Below are 18,533 nucleotides of genomic sequence, written 5' to 3' on the forward strand. Positions count from 1 at the left end.
GGTCACCGACACTGTTAGAAATAGTACCCACTGCGGGAACAACTTGCAACCTAGAAATGCACCGCCGATTGGACTATGCGGGCGAACTGCACCGCGTCCAGGGAGGCTCCCCCCACGAGGGCGCCGTCGATGTCGGGCTGGTCGAGCAGCTCGGGAGCGTTGACCGGCTTGACGCTGCCGCCGTACTGGATGCGCACCTGGGCGCCGGCGCCTCGGCGCATTCCCTCGACGACGTCGCGGACTGCGGCGCACATGTCCTGGGCATCCTGAGGGGAGGCGTTCCGGCCTGTTCCGATGGCCCAGACCGGCTCGTAGGCCACCACCGAGGTTTCGAGCTGGGCCTTGGTGAGCTTGGCGAGACTGCCCCGAAGCTGAGTGCTCACCACCTCTTCGGCCCGGCCCGCTTCACGCTGTTCTAGCGTCTCTCCGACGCAGACGATCGGTGTCATGCCCGCCTTGGCGACGGCGGCAGCCTTCACTGCGATGAACTCGTCGGTCTCGCCGAAGAGCGCCCGCCGCTCGCTGTGGCCCACGATGACGTAGCTCACGTCGAGCTTGGCCAGCATGGATGGCGAGATCTCGCCGGTGTAGGCACCTTGGCCCTGGTCGTGGCAGTTCTGTGCCCCGAGCTTGAATTCGAGCCGGTCGGCGTCGATGACCGTCTGGCAGCTGCGCAGGTCCACGAACGGCGGGTGCAGGCTCACCTCGACCTGGTCGTAGCGGTGGCGAGCCAGCTCGTAGCTCAGCTTCTGGCAGAGCTGGATTGCCTCAAGATGATTCAGGTGCATCTTCCAGTTGCCCGAGATCAGCGGCGTTCGGCTCATCGCGGCTCTCCCTGCCTCGCTCACTGCTGCGGTGAGTCTCGCAGGGCGGCGAGACCGGGCAGATCTCCGTGCTCGATGAGCTCGAGGCCCGCCCCTCCCCCAGTCGAGATGTGATCCATGTACGGGGCAAGGCCGAATTGGGCCACGGCTGCTGCGCTGTCGCCGCCGCCGACGACGGTGAACGCCCGGGAATCGGCCATCGATTGCGCGACTGCACGGGTCCCGGCGGCGAATCGCTCATCCTCGAACAGACCCATGGGGCCATTCCAGAAGACCGTTCTGGCCGTGGCAATCACGTCGTCGAACTCGGCCGCCGAGCCGGGGCCGATGTCAAGACCGCGGCAGCCGTCGGGCAGGCTGCGGCCCATCTGGCGCACCGTGCCCCCCGCATCCAGTGCCGTGATGTCGTTGGGGAGCACGACGTTGGCACTGTCTCGCTGAGCATCGGCCTGCAGCAGTCGCTCGCAGGTCTCGATGAAATCGGGCTCGCAGAGCGAGTCGCCGATCGGGTGGCCCAGTGCGGCGAGGAACGTGAAGCACATGCCTCCGCCGACGATCAGCGTGTCGACTACCGACAGCAGCGCCTCGACGACGCCGAGCTTGTCGCTGACCTTGGCTCCGCCCAGCACAGCCACGAACGGTCGCTGGGCATCGGCTCGCAGACCGCCGAGCACTTCGGCTTCCCGGTGCAGCAGGCGGCCCGCCGCGCTCGGCAGGCGCTGCGGCGGCCCCACGATGGAGGCGTGGGCCCGATGGCTGGCACCGAAGGCGTCGTTGACGTAGCCGTCGAAGGGGGCCGAACCCACCGGCGCACCGCCGAAGGAGATGCCGAGGCCGCCAGTGACGAGTGCGTCCACGAAGGCCGGGTCGTTCGACGCCTCCCCTGGACTGAAGCGGAGGTTCTCGGCCAACGCGACGCCGGGCACCAGCTCAGCAAGACGCTCGGCTACGGGCGCGAGCGAGTAGCGCTCGTCGATCGCGCCAGCGGGACGGCCCAGGTGTGAGCACGCGGTGACAGCGGCGCCCCGTTCGACCAGCCAGCGCAGAGTCGGCAGTGCGGCCCGGATGCGCAGGTCGTCGCTGATCTCGCGCCGGCCGTCGGGCGTGTCGCGCAGCGGCACATTGAAGTCGCAGCGGGCCAAAATGCGTCGGCCGTCGAGCCCGCCGAGCCGCTGCTCGAGATCCTCAAGCGCCGGCAGGCTGCCGCCGCCGTTCGTCTCTGGGCTCATCGATTGCAGGCGATGCCCACCAGGTCCACCAGCCGATTCGAGTAGCCCCACTCGTTGTCGTACCAGCCGAGCACCTTGACCATGCTGCCCATGGCCATGGTCAGGCCCGCATCGAACACGCAGCTCGCCGGGTTGCCCACGATGTCGCTGCTCACGAGCGGATCCTCCGAGTAGTCCAGGACTCCGGCGAGCGGCCCGCTGGCAGCAGCGGCTGCGAAGGCCTCGTTCACCTCGTCGACGCTGGGGCTGGCATCGAGCGTTGCCGTGAAATCGGTGATCGAGCCGTCCGGTATCGGCACTCGCAGCGACGTGCCGTCCAGCTTGCCGTCCATGGCCTGCAGCACCAGCCCGGTCGCTCGTGCAGCACCGGTCGAGGTCGGAATGATGTTCACGGCCGCCGCACGGGCCCGGCGCAGGTCGCCGTGGGGACCGTCGACCAGCGATTGATCCCCGGTGTAGGCGTGGATGGTGGTCATGAGGCCCTGCTGGACACCGAAGGCCTGGTCGAGCACCTGCACCATCGGCACGAAGCAGTTGGTGGTGCAGCTCGCGTTCGAGATGACTTTGTGCGCGCCAGGGTCGAAGTCGGCGTCGTTGACGCCCACCACGAACGTGGCGTCGGCGCCGGATGCCGGAGCCGAGACGATCACGAGCGGCGCGCCGGCGTCGAGATGCATCGCCGCTTTGTCACGCGAGGTGAAGATGCCGGTGGACTCCACCACCACGTCGACGCCGTAGTCGGCCCACGGCAGATCGGCCGGGTTGCGCTCTGACAGCACCGGCAGCATCTCGCCGTCGATCGATATGCCGCCGTCGGCAGCGGCGATGTCGTGCGGAAGGTTGCCGAGCACCGAGTCGTACTTGAGCAGGTGGGCCATGGTGGCGGTGTTGCCGAGATCGTTCACCGCCACGATCTCGATGTCGCAGTCGGGGCGGTCAGCCGCCCGGTAGAAGTTGCGCCCGATCCGGCCGAAGCCGTTGACGCCCACGCGCACGCTCATCTGCTGCTGTCCTCTTCGCTCTGCGAGCCCGGCGAGCTGCCTGTGCCCCGGCCCGTTCTGTCGCTAGCTGTCTAGCGGGCCAGCGGCGGCTAGCGGGCGATGTCGCGGTGGCGACAGTGGAGATCGTGGCCCTGGCCGGCGAGCAAGTGCGTCACCTGCTCCGCGATGGCCACGCTGCGGTGCCGTCCGCCGGTGCAGCCCAGCGCGATCGTCAGGTACGACTTGCCTTCGGCGCGATAGGAGGGCAGCAGCGCTTGGAGCAGCGGCATGAGGTGCTCGAGGAAGGTGCTGGTGGCCGGCTGTCCCAGTACCCAGTCGCGCACGCCGGGATGGAGCCCGGTGTAGGGCCTCAGCTCGGGCACCCAGTGCGGGTTCGGCAGGAAGCGGCAGTCGAACACCAGGTCAGCCTCGGTAGGTACACCGTGCTTGTAGCCGAACGACATGACCGCCGTTCGCATCTGCGGCTCGTCGCCCGGCGCTCCGAATTCGTCACGCACCCGGTCGCGCAGCTCATGGACATTCAGGGCGCCGGTGTCGATGACGACATCGGCCGTTTCACGGACATCGGCCAGCAGCTGCCGTTCCAGCTCGATGGCGTCGACGACCGATTCGGCCACCGGCTCTGCGCTGGACGGCTGCCCGGCCAGGACCGCCGCCGGCTGATCGCCGGTGTGCAGCGGGTGGCGGCGCCGGGTGTCGTCATAGCGTCGCACCAGCACGTCTGTCGGCGCATCGAGGTACACGACCCGCACCGAGGCATTGCGCTCACGCAGCTGGGTGATCGCCGTGACCAGGTCTTCCCGGTATTCGCGGGTGCCGGCCACCAATGCCACACGCCGCAGGCGAGCGCCGGGGCGAGCCACCATGTCGGCCACATCGCCGATGAGATGGGGCGGCAGGTTGTCGATGACGAACCAGCCCACGTCCTCGAGCGCATTGGCCGCAGTGGAGCGGCCTGCGCCCGATGATCCGGCCACGATGACGAACTCTGGCCCCCCAGCCATGCGACGAGCGTACGGGGGTTCAGCCCCTCAGGAGCTCAGGAACCCGTCAGCACCTCGGCAGGGTGGACCGCGGCGTACACCGCCTCGGCGACGGCATCGGGCAGCCAGCTCAGCGCACGCAAATCGTCCAGCGAGGCCGACTTGACCGCTCCGACGCTGCCGAACTCGCGCACGAGGCGCGCTCGCCGCTTGTCCCCCAGCCCGGTGATGCCGTCGAGCACTCCCCGCTTCATGGCCTTGCTGCGCAGCCTGCGGTGGTACGACACGGCAAAGCGATGGCTCTCGTCGCGCACGCGCTGCAGCAGGTACAGCGCCTCGGACTGGCGGGGGATGCGCAACGCCTCCGACCGACCCGGCACGAACACCTCCTCGAACTGCTTGGCAAGGGCGCACACGGGGATCTGCTCGCGCAGCCCGAGCTCGTCGAGCACCGCAGTCGCCACGCCGAGCTGCCCCTTGCCGCCGTCCACCACCAGCAGCTGCGGCGGGTAGGCAAAGCGGCCCTGCTCGGACGCCGGCAGATCGCGCTCGGCCAGGTAGTTCCGCAACCGGCGGCGCAGCACCTCGTCCATGGCCGCATAGTCGTCGTTGCCCGCGACGTTGCGAACCCGGAAGTGCCGGTACTCGCTGCGTCGCGGCAGGCCGTCCTCGAGCACCACCATCGAGCCGACGTAGTTGGTTCCCTGCAGGTGGCTCATGTCGTAGCACTCGATGCGCAGCGGCGGCCGGGAGAGCTGCAGATGCTCAGCCAGCTCGTTCAAGGCACGCGCCCGGCTGTTGTGGTCGCTGCCGCGGCGCAAGCGGTGACGTGCGAGCGACTCCCGGGCGTTGTGACGTGCGGTGTCCATGAGCGCGCGCTTGTCGCCCCGCTGCGGGACACGCAGCGTCACCCGGGAGCCGCGCTGGCGGCTCAGCCACTGCTCGTACAGGCCGGGCTCGAACGGCAGCTCGGGCACCAGCACGATCTTGGGCCAGCCCAGCGGGTTCTCCTCGTGATACAGCCCCGAGAGCACCCGGGACACAAGCTGCGGGCCGTCGAGCGCCTCCACCTTGTCCACAACGAACCCCCGCTGGCCCATCACCCGTCCTTTGCGCACGAAGAACAGCTGGACTGCCGCTTCCAGCTCGTCGTCGCTGATGCCGATCACGTCGAAGTCCTCGTTGCGCGTGCCGGCGAGCTGCTGCTTCTCGATCGCACGCCGGACGCTGGCGAGACGGTCTCGCAGCCGGGCGGCCAGCTCGAACTCGAGCTCGGTGGATGCGTCGGCCATCCGCTGTTCGAGGTCGTTGACGATCGCATCGGTGTCGCCCTCGAGGAAACGCACCAGCTCGCGGACCAGCCGGTCGTACTCGTCGCGCCCGATCTCGCCCACGCACGGTCCTGCGCACTGCTCGATGTGATACAGCAGGCACGGCCGGCCGAGCCGCTGGTGCGTAGCCAGCTTGTTGTCGCTGCAGGTGCGGATCGGGAACGTCCGCAGCAGCAGGTCGAGCGTCTCGCGGATGGCGTAGGCATGCCCGTACGGGCCGAAATACCGGTTGCCGCGCTTGCGCCGCCCTCGCATGACCATGGCGCGAGGCCACTCGTCGAGCAACGTCACCGCCAGGAACGGGTACGACTTGTCGTCGCGCAGCCTGACGTTGAATCTCGGTTGATGCCGCTGGATGAGGCTGTACTCGAGCATGAGTGCCTCGACCTCGGTGGACACCTCGATCCACTCGACGGACGCAGCCGAGGCCACCATCTGCGCGGTACGGGGGTGCAGACCGGCGGGATCGCCGAAGTAGCTGTTCAGGCGGGACCGGAGGCTCTTCGCCTTGCCCACATAGATGATCCGCCCGTCCGCGTCCAAGAACTGGTAGCTGCCCGGCGCATCCGGTACTGATCCCCCTTCAGGACGCAGACCCACACTCGCAGGTTAAGAGGCTGGGCCGAAGAGGTGGAGACCGCGAAGGTGTGTAGTAGGTTTCGCCGTCGGAAGCCTGATCTTGGGGAGCCGTCTGTGGCCTGCCCCGGGGCTGGCATGATGCGGTCCTACCGCATCTCGTAGCTGCGCAGGAGGCTGCACAATATGGAACTCGCACAGGAGCGGGACGCAGGCACGAACGTGATCAGTCCCGCGGGCCGGGTGGACGGATCGAACTCCGCCGAATTTCACGAGTCGCTGATGGCTGCTCTTTCGGGCGATGACAGCCGCGTCATCCTCGACATGGGCGGCATCGACTACATCAGCAGCGCCGGCCTGCGCGTCCTGCTGCTGCTCGCTCAGCATCTGGGCGGCAGTTCGACGCCGTTCGCCGTCTGCTCGCTTGCAGCCTCGGTCGACGAAGTGTTCCGCATCAGCGGTTTCAATCAGATCATCACGGTGTTCGGAACGCTCGACGAGGCGAAGGCACAGCTGGCGTAGTCACGCCCATGTCCCAGCCCTGGCGCATCCTCGTCGTCGACGACGAGCCCGATCTCGAACCGCTCGTCCTGCAGCGGATGCGGAGACAGATCCGCAGCGGCAAGTACCAATTCGAGTTCGCCGGAAACGGCTTGGAAGCACTCGAGAAGCTGCGGGCCGACGACACCATCGACTTGGTGCTCTCGGACATCAACATGCCGCAGATGGACGGGCTGACGCTGCTGTCGCAGCTCAGCTCGCTGGATTCTGACCTGCGGGCGGTGATCATCTCGGCTTACGGCGACATGGGCAACATCCGCACCGCCATGAACCGTGGCGCGTTCGACTTCGTCACCAAGCCCGTCGACTTCGACGATCTCCAGATCACCATCGATCGCACCGTCGAACACCTACGGCAGTGGCGGGAGGCAACGGCCTCGCGGGACAAGCTGGTGACGCTGCAGAACGAGCTCGACATCGCGACCAACGTTCAGCAGTCGATCCTGCCCACCGACTTCCCGATGACGGCGAGGTACGAGATCAACGCCAATATGGTGCCGGCGCGCAATGTCGGTGGCGACTTCTACGACTACGTCGGCGTTCCCACCGACCGGATGTTCGCGACCGTTGCCGACGTTTCCGACAAGGGCATTCCTGCTGCCCTGTTCATGATGTCGAGCCGGACGGCCCTCAAGGGTGCTGCCATCGGCACCGGCTCGCCGCGGGAGGCGCTGATCGAGGCAAACCGGGTCCTGCAGGCCGACAACCCGACGCTCATGTTCGTCACCGTGATCATGGCGGTCTTCGACCCTCATAACGGCGAGGTCACCTACTCGAGCGCAGGCCATGACCCGCCAGTCGTCGTTCGAGTCGACGGGAGCGCTGAGCGGTTGCCCGCCATGGGCGGGATCGCCTTGGGCGTGGCGCCCGAGCAGGTCTTCCAGATGAACCTGAAAGAGCACACGTTCACGCTCGAACCTGGCGAGACCCTGCTGCTCTACACCGACGGCGTCAGCGAGGCCATGAACATGGAGCACGAGGAGTTCGGCACCGCCCGACTCCTCGAGCTCTTCGCTGGCAATCCGCCGAAGAGCGCCGACGAAGCGATGACCGCCGTGTTCGATGCTGTCCACGGGTTCGCCGGCGAAGCGCCCGCCTCCGATGACATCACCTGCCTGGCACTGCACCGGAGTGCCTCGTGAGACGTTCGCTAAACATCACGCCGGTGCCGGGCGCCGCGGCAGCCGAGGCGCTGCCGCGCATCGTGGCGTTCGTCGAGGAGATGGCCGAACTGGACGACTGGGCGCCGGACTTGGTCCTGCGGTCCAACCTCATCCTCGAAGAGCTCATCTTGAACACGCTCACGCACGGGCGCACTACCGGGCTCAGCGACATCGAGATCACGCTGGAGAGCGGCGAGAACTCGGTCACGATCACCTTGGTCGACGACGGGGCTGCCTTCGATCCCCTGAACGACAAACCGGCTCCCGACACCGATCTGCCGCTGCAGGAGCGATCGATCGGCGGCTTGGGTCTGCACCTCGTGCGCACGATGGCCGAAGATCTCGCTTACAAGCACGCCGACGGCAAGAACCACCTGACGCTGGTCGCACGGGCTGGTGCCTGACGGCACGCCCATGCGCCTGCGCCTGCCATTGCGACGGCGCGCAGGCGCCCCGGCGGCGGCTCTTGCCATTGCCGCCGCTGCCCTGCTCGGCGCCTGCAGTGACTCCGGCGACGGCTCGAGCTCCGGCGGCGATGGCCCCGACAACACGATCGCAGCGCCGACCCGACCGACCGTTCCCGACAATCTCAGCGATGAGACCGGTGTGTACGCAGACCGGGTCGTGTTCGGGCAGTCCGCCGCCCTCGGCGGCGCCGCAGCCGAACTCGGCCTGGGCATGCAGCTCGGGATACTCGCCGCATTCGAGGAGGCCAACCGGGCAGGCGGCGTGAACGGGCGGCAACTCGACCTGGTGTCGCTCGACGACAAGTACGAGCCCGAGGCGGCCATTGCCAACACCCGCGCGCTCATCGAGGAACAGGAGGTGTTCGCCCTCATCGGTGCGGTCGGGACACCCACCTCCCGATCCGCGACGCCGGTCGCCGCCGCCGCCGATGTGCCCTATGTCGCACCGTTCACCGGGGCCGGTTTCCTGCGGAACGACGACTGGACCAACATCATCAACTTGCGCGCCTCCTACGCCCAGGAGACCGAGGAGATGGTGGCACGGCTCACCACCGACCTGGGCATCGACCGCATCGGCGTGCTCTTCCAGGACGATTCGTTCGGCCGCGCGGGCTACTTCGGGGCCCTCGCGGCGTTGGAGCGGCGCGACATGGAACCGGTAGCGATCGGCTTCTACCCCCGAAACACCACGGCCATCAAGTCCGCTCTGCTGGACTTGAGGGCAGGCGACCCCGAGGCCGTGATCATGGTTGGCGCATACGGGCCGGTAGGCACACTGATCTCCTGGGCGCGCAACACCGGGTTCGACCCCGTGTTCATCACGCTGTCATTCGTGGGCGCGAACGCGCTGGCTGACCAGCTCGGCGCCGAGGGCGAGGGAGTGCTCGTCACCCAAGTCGTGCCGTTCCCGTTTGATCAGTCCATCCCGATCGTGGCCTCCTACCAAGCCGCCTTGCGTGAGGTCGATCCCGGGGCTGTGCCGGGATTCGTCTCGCTCGAGGGCTACATCGCGGGCAGGCTTGCGATCGCAGGCTTGGAGGAATGCGGCAACTCGGTGACCCGTCAGTGCTTCCTGGACGCCATCTTGGGGGCCGACGACCTTGACATCGACGGCTTCACGATGAACTTCGGCGACGGCGACACCATCACCCAAGACAACCAAGGCTCCGATGCCGTCTTCGTCACCCAGATCGATCCGGACGGCAACTACCGCTCGCTCGACACGCTGACAAGAACAGAGCCATGACCAACGCAGCGACGACGGCCCCGGATGCAGACGTGACCGAGGACGACATCTCCAGGAGCGACAGGGTGCGTGAGGGCCGCAAGCCGGCGATACATCACCGGATCTCGACCCAGATGTATGCGGGCATCGCCGCGCCACTGCTGCTGACCCTGGCAGCCAGCCTCGTCGCCTGGATCTCCTTCACCCGTGTCGGCGAGGCCGAGAAGGAGGTCAACGAGGGGGCCATTCCAGAGCTGAGCGCCGCGTTCGGAGTCGCCGAGTCCAGCAACCGGCTTGTGGCCGGCGGGCCGGCGCTCGTGTCTTCGACACCAGAGGATTTCGAGAGCGTCGTCGAGGGAATCGCGGCCGCACGATCCGAATTCGAAACCCAGCTGGAGTTGCTGTGGAATCGCGGCACCGGATCAATGTGGCTGGGCGAGATGCGCGGTTACGCCGCACAGCTCAACTCGAACATCGCCGCTATCGAGGCCGAGATGCCCGAGTTCTTCGAACTCGGGCTGGAGGCGGATGATCTCCGGGCCGACGTGAATGCGGCCGTGCGCGAGCTGGAACACCAGATCGTGCCGGCACTCGACGACCAGCTGTTCTATCTCGTGGCCGGGCAGCGGGACCTCAGCACCCCGCCGGTCGCGGAGGCCGTGCACCGGTCTGATGAAGAGGTGCGTCTGTACCGCCACTGGTCCGCATTGGGCGGCGATGTGGCGCAATCCGCCGAGCTGCTCGCCAGCGCGTTCAGCGCGTCGCAGGCGGCGTTGATCGAGCCGCTGCGTGAGAGCTTCGAATCGGCGAGAGATCGCATCGAGATCAGCGTCGCCACGCTCGGCGAGGCGGGCGGCGATGAGCTGAGGCCGGCTGTGGATCAGCTCTTCGCGCTCGGGCTCGACGACGGCAGCGTGTTCGACGTCACGCAGCGACGCCTGCAGATCGAGGAGTCGCAGCGCCGACAGCTGGCCGAGAACCAGGACTTGGGAGTGGCACTCGTCAGCGAGATCGAGTCGCTTGTCGGCGCCGTGGAAACCGATGTCGACGTGGCCACCGAGGCCTCGGCACAAGCCGTGAGCACCGGGCGCCTGCTGCTCGTCGTCATCAGCGTCGTCGGCATCCTCGGCGCGTTGCTGATCAGCTGGCTGTTCGTCGGCAAGCGGATCCTGCGGCGCGTCGGCCAGCTCTCGAATCGCATGCGGGCCCTCGCAGGCGGTGACCTCGAGACGCCCGTCGAGACCGGGGGCCAGGACGAGGTGGCCGAAATGGCGGATGCGCTCGAGCAGTTCCGCCAGGCCGCGCTCGAGGTGCAGCGGCTCAACCTGGTCGAAGAACTCGCGGGCCAACTCAGCGAGCGCAACGAGCAGCTCTCCCAGACGCTCGCCGATCTGGACCGCGCGCAGGATCAGATCGTGGCGAACGAGAAGCTGGCGGCCCTCGGCGAGGTGACCGCCGGCGTCGCCCACGAGATCCGGAATCCGCTGAACTTCGTGAAGAACTTCGCCGAGTCCTCCGACGAGCTGCTCGAGGAACTGCTGGAGGCGATCGCCGATCCGGAGCCGCAAGACGATCAGGCCGACTACATCGCCGAGATCACCGGCGACCTCAAGGAGAACCTGACACGCATCCGCGGGCACGGCGACCGGGCCAACCGCATCGTGGAGAGCATGCTCATGATGGGCCGGGGCGGCGGCGAGTCCCGCCCGGTGGAGATCAATGCGCTCCTCGACGAGCACGCCATGCTCTCGTACCACAGCGCACGAGCGCAGGATGCCGACTTCAACGTGACCATCGAGCGCGACTTCGACCCCGAGGTAGGCGAGCTCGAGGTCATCCCGCAGGACATGGGCCGGGTGTTCCTCAACCTGGTCACCAACGCCGGTTACGCGGCGAACGAGCGCTGGCGGGACCTCGGCGGCGAGCCGGGCAAGATGGTCACCTTGGGTGAGGGCGACGACACGCCCTACTTCCCGACCATCTGGCTGAGCACCCAACGCACCGACGACTCGGCCGTGATCAAGGTGCGAGACAACGGCACCGGCATCCCGCCGGATGTCGTTCAGCGAATTTTCGAGCCGTTCTTCACCACCAAGCCCACCAACGAGGGCACTGGGCTCGGCCTGGCCATGTCAAACGACATCGTGCGAGGCCACGGCGGCCAGATCTCGGTGGACAGCGAGCCCGGTGTGTACACCGAATTCACCGTGGAGCTGCCGCTCGAGCGCTCGGCGCCGGTCGAGACGGTCGACGCAGCCGACGCCCCAGCAGCGACCTAGTCGGGGAAGGGGTCGTCCCAATCGGGCGGCAGCGGGATCTCGAAGGCGTTCAGCGTCAGCGAGATCAAGCAGTAGTAGCCCACCGTGGTGACCAGCTCGATGACGCCTTCGGTGCCGAACTCCGCGACGGCAGCGGCGTAGGTCTCGTCGCTCATGCGGTGCGACTCGAGCAGCTCCGCCGCGACCCGGTGAGCGACCGCCTCCTGCCCGGTGAACTCGGCGGGCCTGCCCTCGCGGAGAGCGTCGAGATGGCGCTGTTCGATCCCGGCCATCTGAGCCAAACGCTCATGGGCGGCGAATTCGAACTTCGACCGGTAGTGCGCCCCGACCGTGCAGATGGCCGCTTCCTTGACCGGTTCGGGGAGGCCGCCCGCGAACCGGACAGCGGCGCCCAGCGCCTGGGTCGGGCCCCCGATGGCAGGTGCCCGCACCCAGACGCCATAGGGGCCGACGATGCTCTTGACGTTCAGGTCGGATGTCGCCGCGCTGCGCGGGCCGCTGCGCAAGGCGTCGTACACCTCGCGCCCGCCGCCGGTCAGTTCTTCCGGCGTGATCTCGGGCAGTCTCATCTGAGTCCTCCTTGGCTCTCGTGCGCATTCCGTGGTCGCTCAGCCGACCAGCGGCGCCAGGTACCGGCCGGTATGGGATTCCGGCGTCGCTGCGACCTGTTCCGGCGTGCCTGCAGCCACGACGGTGCCGCCGCCGATGCCGCCTTCGGGACCCATGTCGACGATCCAGTCAGCGGTCTTGATCACATCGAGATTGTGCTCGATGACCACCACGGTGTTGCCGCCCGACACCAGCCGGTCGAGCACGCCCAGCAGGCGCCGGATGTCCTCGAAGTGCAGACCGGTGGTGGGCTCATCGAGGATGTAGATCGTGTGCCCCGTGGATCGCTTCGACAGCTCGCTGGCCAGCTTGACCCGCTGCGCCTCGCCGCCCGACAGGGTGGTGGCGGGCTGCCCGAGCCGGATGTAGCCCAAGCCCACGTCGACGAGCGTCTGCATGTGCCGGCGGATCGGCGGCTGAGCCGAGAAGAACTCCAGGGCGTCCTCGCAGGGCATGTTCAGCACATCGGCGATGGTCATGCCCTTGAACCGGATTTCGAGCGTCTCGCGGTTGTACCGAGCGCCCTTGCACACCTCGCAGGGCACATACACGTCGGGCAGGAAGTGCATCTCGATCTTGATGGTGCCGTCGCCCGAGCAGGCCTCGCATCGCCCGCCCTTGACGTTGAAGCTGAACCGCCCCGGCAGGTAGCCCCGCACCTTCGCCTCGTTGGTGGCCGCGTAGAGCTTGCGAATGTGGTCGAAGACGCCGGTGTAGGTGGCCGGATTGGACCGGGGCGTACGGCCGATCGGCGATTGATCGATATCGATGACCTTGTCGAGCGCCTCGACGCCCTCGATCGTCGTGTGCAGGCCGGGCACCTGCTTGGACGAATAGATCCGCTGCATCAGCGCCTTGTAGAGGATCTCGTTCACCAGGGTGCTCTTGCCCGAGCCCGACACGCCGGTCACGCAGATGAAGCAGCCGAGGGGGAACTCGACGTCGATCTTGCGCAGGTTGTGCTCGCGTGCGCCCCGGACAGTGAGGCGGTCGTCGCCACGGGGCCGGCGCTGCGGCGGGATCGGGATCTCCCGGACGCCGGACAGGTACTCCCCCGTCACCGAGCCCGGTGCGGACGCCAGCCCCTTCACCGGTCCGCTGTAGACGATCTCGCCGCCGTGCTCGCCGGCGCCGGGGCCGATGTCGACCACCCAGTCCGACACCGAGATCGTCTCGAGATCGTGCTCCACCACCAGCACGGTGTTGCCGAGATCGCGCAGGTGCAGCAGCGTGTCGATCAAGCGGCGGTTGTCGCGCTGATGCAGCCCGATGGAGGGCTCGTCGAGCACGTACAGCACGCCTTCCAATCCGCTGCCGATCTGGCTCGCCAGCCGGATGCGCTGAGCCTCGCCGCCGGCCAACGTCGCCGCCGAGCGGTTCAGCGTCAGGTAGTCCAGACCGACGTCGAGCAGGAAGTTCAGCCGCGCATCGATTTCCTTGATGATCGGTGCTGCGATGATGCGCTGCCGCTCGGTGAGGTCCAGGCCGTCGATGATCTTCGCCGCCTCGCCGATCGATGCCGAGCAGAGCTCGAAGATGTTCCGGCCGGCGACCCGCACGGCCAGCGACACCTCGTTGAGCCGTGCGCCGTGGCACGTGCCGCACGGCACCTCTCGCATGTAGCCCTCGATGCGGTTGCGCGACCAATCGCTCTCGGTGTCGGCGTGACGGCGGCGCAGGAACGGGATGACGCCCTCGTAGCGGGTGGTGTAGCTGCGCGACCGGCCGTAGCGATTGCGATAGCGCACGGTGATCTGCTCGCCCGCCGGAGCACCCTCGAGGAGCAGCTTTCGCTGGTCGGCTTCGAGCTCAGCCCAGGGCACATCGAGCGGGATGCTGTGCTGCTCGCCGACCGCCTCGAGCAGCCGGGTGAACCACTTGCCGGTTGCCCCAGCCCACGGGGCCAGCGCACCCGCCGCCACCGACAGCTCGGTATTCGGCACGACAAGCTCGGGATCAACCTCGTAGCGGGTGCCGAGGCCGTCGCAGGTCTGGCATGCGCCATATGGCGAGTTGAACGAGAAGTTGCGAGGCGCCAGCTCTTCGAAAGAGCGGCCGGTGCCCGGCGAGAACAGGTGCTGGCTGAACGTCAGCATGTCGGGCGCATCGTCTGGAGCGCTGTCTCCATTGGAAGCGCCGGCGCCGCCGGGCACCAGGTGGATCCATACGTGTCCATCGGCCAGCCCCAGCGCAGCCTCGACTGATTCGGTCAAGCGCTGCTCGATGTCGCCACGCATGACCAGCCGGTCGACGATCACTTCGATGTCATGGTTGACATAGCGGTCGAGCCGCTCGATCTCGTCGACGTTGCCGAGATCGAGCACCTCGCCGTCGACACGCACGCGGGCGTAGCCCTGCCGGGCGAAGTCGCCGAGCTGCGTGTGATAGTCGCCCTTGCGGCCCCGCACCACCGGTGCGAGCACCTCGAAGCGAGTGCCCTCGGCGAGCTCGGTGATCCGGTCCACGATCTGCTGCGCCGTCTGCCGTTGGACGATCTCGCCGGTCTGCGGATCATGCTGGATGCCGATGCGGGCGTAGAGCAATCGCAGGTAGTCGTACACCTCGGTGATCGTTCCGACAGTCGAACGCGGGTTGCGGCTGGCGCTCTTCTGGTCGATGGAGATCGCCGGTGACAGGCCTTCCAGGAAGTCCACGTCTGGCTTGTCCATCTGGCCCAGGAACTGGCGTGCATAGGCCGACAGCGACTCGACATAGCGCCGCTGGCCCTCGGCGTAGATGGTGTCGAACGCCAGCGACGACTTGCCGCTGCCCGACAGGCCGGTGAAGACGATCATGCGGTCGCGGGGCAGTTCCACATCGACATTGCGCAGGTTGTGCTCCCGCGCCCCGCGGACGATCAGCCGCTCACCCATCCCGGCGATCCTACCTGTGACCCTCTCCCGCAGCCCGGACACAAACACAAGTTCGTGCGGCCGGTCCGAGAGACAGCACCGACGCGATAGCTGTGGGGGCACCTGACGCCGTAATCAGCAGAACTAGGGTCGCGGTCATGCCACACGAAGTACAAGGTGTCGTAGCCGCAGCCGTCGGCGAACCGGTCACGGTCGAGACGATCGTGGTCCCCGACCCCGGACCCGGCGAGGTCATCGTCGACGTTCAAGCGTGCGGCGTCTGCCACACCGACCTGCATTACCGCGAGGGTGCCATCAACGACGAATTCCCGTTCCTGCTGGGGCATGAAGCCGCTGGCGTCGTGTCAGAAGTCGGCGACGGGGTCACCAGCGTCGAGGTCGGCGATTTCGTGATCCTGAATTGGCGGGCCGTCTGCGGCAACTGCCGGTCCTGCGACCGGGGCCGCCCGTGGTACTGCTTCGCCACGCACAACGCAACGCAGAAGATGACCCTCGACGGCGTCGAGCTGTCGCCCGCCCTCGGCATCGGAGCCTTCGCCGAGAAGACCCTGGTGGCTGCGGGGCAGGCCACCAAGGTGGACCCCGCGGCCCCGCCCCAGGTTGCCGGCCTCATCGGCTGCGGCGTCATGGCCGGCTTGGGTGCCGCCATGAACACTGGCGGCGTCGGGCGTGGCGACAGCGTGGCCGTCTTCGGCTGCGGTGGAGTCGGCGATGCCGCGATCTGCGGGGCGCGGCTCGCGGGTGCTCACACGATCATCGGCATCGACATCGACGAGCGCAAGCTCGAGTGGGCTCGATCCTTCGGCGCCACCCACACCATCAACTCGTCGGGCTTGAGCAACGACGAGGTCGTCGCAGCCGTCCAAGCGCTGACGGACGGCAACGGCGTCGATGTGGCCATCGAGGCGGTGGGCTTGCCCCAGACCTACGAGCAGGCCTTCTATGCGCGTGACCTGGCGGGGACCGTGGTCTTGGTCGGGGTGCCGAACCCCACCATGAAGATCGAGCTGCCGATGATCGAGGTGTTCGGGCGCGGCGGCTCGCTCAAGAGCTCGTGGTACGGCGATTGCCTGCCGAGCCGCGACTTCCCGATGCTCATCGACCTTCACCTGCAGGATCGCCTGCCGCTCGACAAGTTCGTGAGCGAGACGATCGGCATCGCAGGCGTCGAGGAAGCCTTCGAGAAGATGGAGCGCGGCGAGGTCCTGCGCTCCGTCGTCGTGCTCTAGGCGCTCGCGTCGCGTAGGTCCCGGCGCAGCTCTCGCAGCTCGTCTCTGAGGCGCGCCGCGTATTCGAATCTGAGATCTGCTGCCGCTTCGGCCATCTCCTCCTCCAGCGAGGCGATGAGACGGGTCAGGTCGTCGGCGGGCAGGTCGCCGTAGGCGGCGCGCACCTTCTCTGCAGTGACACGGCCGGAGGCCAGCTTCTCGGGCACCGGCGCTTCCTCGGCGGGTCCGCGCAGCACTTCGAGAATGTCGGTGACGGCCTTGCGGATCGTCTGCGGGTCGATGCCGTGCTCGGCGTTGTATGCCTGCTGCAGACCGCGGCGGCGATTGGTCTCGGACACGGCGCGGTTCATCGACGGGGTGAACTCGTCGGCGTACATCACGACCTGGCCGTCGACGTTGCGCGCCGCTCGCCCGATGGTCTGGATGAGCGAGGTCTCGCTGCGCAGGAACCCTTCCTTGTCGGCATCCAGAATCGCAACGAGGCTCACTTCGGGCAGGTCGAGTCCTTCTCGCAGCAGGTTGATGCCCACCAGCACGTCGAAATGCCCGAGCCGCAAGTCCCGGAGGATCTCGATCCGCTCGATGGTGTCGATCTCGCTGTGCAGGTAGCGCACCCGCACGCCGAGCTCCAGCAGGTAGTCGGTGAGATCCTCGGCCATCTTCTTGGTGAGCGTGGTGACGAGCACGCGCTGGCCTTGGGCCGTGACGCGTTCGATCTCGCCCATCAGGTCGTCGATCTGCCCCTTCGTCGGGCGCACCACGATCTCGGGATCCACCAGGCCGGTGGGCCGGACGATCTGCTCCACCACCGCCGAGCTCGTGCGAAGCTCGTAGTCGCCCGGCGTGGCGGACAGGAACACCACCTGATTCAGCCGGTCCATCACCTCGTCGAAACGCAGTGGCCGGTTGTCGCGAGCGGACGGCAGCCGGAAGCCGTGCTCCACCAGGGTGTCCTTGCGCCGCCGGTCGCCTGCGAACTGACCGTGCAACTGGGGCACGGCAACATGGCTCTCGTCGATGACCAGCAGGTAGTCGTCGGGGAAGAAGTCCAGCAGCGTGTACGGCGCCTCGTCGTACACCCGCCCGTCGAGATGCATGGAGTAGTTCTCGACACCGTTGCAGTAGCCCAACTCGGCGAGCATCTCGAGGTCGTACTCGGTGCGCATCCGGAGCCGCTGCGCCTCGAGCAGCTTGTTCTCCTGCTCGAAGTAGCGCAACCGCTCGGCAAGCTCAGCTTCGATCTTGGCGATCGCCGCCCTCAGCTTGTCCTCGCCCGTGACGTAGTGCGATGCCGGGAAGACCGTGACCTCTTCGAGATCGCCGAGACGCTCGCCGGTGAGCGGGTCGATGCGGCTGATGCGATCGATCTCGTCGCCGAACAGCTCGACCCGCACCAGGAATTCCTCGTACGCCGGATGGACTTCGAGCGTGTCGCCGCGTACCCGGAAGCGGCCGCGGACGAGGTTGGTGTCGTTGCGCTCGTACTGCATGTCGACGAGCCGACGCAGCACCGCGCGCTGGTCGACCATCTCGCCCACGCGCAGGTACAGCATCTGGCGCAGGTACTCCTCGGGCGCTCCGAGCCCGTAGATGGCAGACACCGATGCCACCACGATCACGTCTCGACGGGTCAGCAGCGCCGCCGTGGCCGAGTGGCGCAGCCGGTCGATCTCGTCGTTGATGCTCGAGTCCTTCTCGATGTAGGTGTCCGAGGCCGGCATGTAGGCCTCAGGTTGGTAGTAGTCGTAGTAGGAGACGAAGTACTCCACGCGATTGTCGGGAAAGAACTCACGGAACTCGTTTGCCAGCTGTGCCGCCAGGGATTTATTGGGTGCGAGTACCAGCGTCGGACGCTGGGCTCGCTCGATCGTCCACGCGATCGTGGCGCTCTTGCCCGACCCGGTGATGCCGAGCAGCGTCTGGAACCGGTCCCCTCGGATGACGCCGTCCGCCAGCTGAGCCACGGCGCGCGGCTGGTCGCCGGCCGGCTCAAAACCTGCGCTGACCCGGAATGGGTGGGCGGCTGTCGGCGTCGGAAGCCAGGGGCGGACCTGCCGCGATGCGTCAGGATCGGGCTCAGGCTGCAGCGGAGCCGTCGAAACCGATGCCATGGGGCGAGGCTAAACCCGGGATGCTCCCCTGCGGGCAGCCGGTGTGGTTATCCTGCCGCGCTGACCGCCGAC

General features: G+C 67.3%; 14 protein-coding genes. 6 read left to right on the forward strand and 8 right to left on the reverse strand.

Annotated elements, in window-relative coordinates; translation table 11 throughout:
- Positions 1–50: 50 nt before the first annotated feature.
- The 5 genes from tpiA to uvrC form a co-directional block, all read right to left on the reverse strand.
- Positions 51–824: a triose-phosphate isomerase gene (tpiA, locus tag ACOGXE_RS02225; protein WP_419932327.1), complete on the reverse strand. Its 774-nt coding sequence runs from the start codon at positions 822–824 to the stop codon at positions 51–53.
- A 20-nt stretch (positions 825–844) separates the two neighbouring features.
- Positions 845–2,023 (reverse strand): phosphoglycerate kinase, encoded by a 1,179-nt coding sequence (locus ACOGXE_RS02230; RefSeq protein WP_419933467.1) that lies wholly within the window; start codon positions 2,021–2,023, stop codon positions 845–847.
- Between the two features lie 26 nt (positions 2,024–2,049).
- Complete coding sequence (gene gap / locus ACOGXE_RS02235) at positions 2,050–3,054, reverse strand: type I glyceraldehyde-3-phosphate dehydrogenase (protein WP_419932328.1); 1,005 nt, start codon at positions 3,052–3,054, stop codon at positions 2,050–2,052.
- An 89-nt stretch (positions 3,055–3,143) separates the two neighbouring features.
- A complete protein-coding gene (gene rapZ / locus ACOGXE_RS02240) occupies positions 3,144–4,058 on the reverse strand; it encodes an RNase adapter RapZ (RefSeq protein ID WP_419932329.1) in 915 nt (304 codons plus the stop codon).
- A gap of 35 nt (positions 4,059–4,093) precedes the next feature.
- A complete protein-coding gene (gene uvrC, locus ACOGXE_RS02245) occupies positions 4,094–5,968 on the reverse strand; it encodes an excinuclease ABC subunit UvrC (RefSeq protein WP_419932330.1) in 1,875 nt (624 codons plus the stop codon).
- A gap of 162 nt (positions 5,969–6,130) precedes the next feature.
- Here uvrC and ACOGXE_RS02250 point away from each other — a divergent pair, with 162 nt between their 5' ends.
- Genes ACOGXE_RS02250 through ACOGXE_RS02270 form a run of 5 tightly spaced genes read left to right on the forward strand, consistent with a single transcriptional unit; the run spans position 6,131 to position 11,639 of the window.
- Positions 6,131–6,466, forward strand: coding sequence for an STAS domain-containing protein (locus tag ACOGXE_RS02250; RefSeq protein WP_419932331.1), 336 nt, complete (start codon positions 6,131–6,133; stop codon positions 6,464–6,466).
- 8 nt (positions 6,467–6,474) lie between these two features.
- Positions 6,475–7,647: a PP2C family protein-serine/threonine phosphatase gene (locus ACOGXE_RS02255; protein WP_419932332.1), complete on the forward strand. Its 1,173-nt coding sequence runs from the start codon at positions 6,475–6,477 to the stop codon at positions 7,645–7,647.
- Entirely contained in the window at positions 7,644–8,072 is a 429-nt protein-coding gene (locus tag ACOGXE_RS02260; protein WP_419932333.1) for an ATP-binding protein, read from the forward strand. The genes ACOGXE_RS02255 and ACOGXE_RS02260 overlap by 4 nt, the downstream gene beginning before the upstream one ends.
- A complete protein-coding gene (locus ACOGXE_RS02265) occupies positions 8,065–9,381 on the forward strand; it encodes an ABC transporter substrate-binding protein (RefSeq protein WP_419932334.1) in 1,317 nt (438 codons plus the stop codon). The genes ACOGXE_RS02260 and ACOGXE_RS02265 overlap by 8 nt, the downstream gene beginning before the upstream one ends.
- Entirely contained in the window at positions 9,378–11,639 is a 2,262-nt protein-coding gene (locus tag ACOGXE_RS02270; protein WP_419932335.1) for a sensor histidine kinase, read from the forward strand. The genes ACOGXE_RS02265 and ACOGXE_RS02270 overlap by 4 nt, the downstream gene beginning before the upstream one ends.
- Here ACOGXE_RS02270 and ACOGXE_RS02275 read toward each other — a convergent pair.
- Complete coding sequence (locus ACOGXE_RS02275) at positions 11,636–12,208, reverse strand: carboxymuconolactone decarboxylase family protein (RefSeq protein WP_419932336.1); 573 nt, start codon at positions 12,206–12,208, stop codon at positions 11,636–11,638. The two genes, ACOGXE_RS02270 and ACOGXE_RS02275, sit on opposite strands and share 4 nt — an antisense overlap.
- A gap of 39 nt (positions 12,209–12,247) precedes the next feature.
- Positions 12,248–15,121: an excinuclease ABC subunit UvrA gene (gene uvrA, locus ACOGXE_RS02280; protein WP_419933468.1), complete on the reverse strand. Its 2,874-nt coding sequence runs from the start codon at positions 15,119–15,121 to the stop codon at positions 12,248–12,250.
- A 137-nt stretch (positions 15,122–15,258) separates the two neighbouring features.
- Between uvrA and ACOGXE_RS02285 the strand changes: the two genes are divergently transcribed.
- Positions 15,259–16,350, forward strand: a complete 1,092-nt coding sequence (locus ACOGXE_RS02285) for an S-(hydroxymethyl)mycothiol dehydrogenase (RefSeq protein ID WP_419932337.1) — start codon at positions 15,259–15,261, stop codon at positions 16,348–16,350.
- Here the strand turns inward: ACOGXE_RS02285 and uvrB are convergent.
- Complete coding sequence (gene uvrB / locus ACOGXE_RS02290; RefSeq protein WP_419932338.1) at positions 16,347–18,461, reverse strand: excinuclease ABC subunit UvrB; 2,115 nt, start codon at positions 18,459–18,461, stop codon at positions 16,347–16,349. The genes ACOGXE_RS02285 and uvrB overlap by 4 nt on opposite strands.
- Between the last annotated feature and the right edge of the window lie 72 nt (positions 18,462–18,533).

This window comes from Candidatus Poriferisodalis sp., assembly GCF_965208555.1.
GTDB lineage: Bacteria > Actinomycetota > Acidimicrobiia > Acidimicrobiales > Poriferisodalaceae > Poriferisodalis.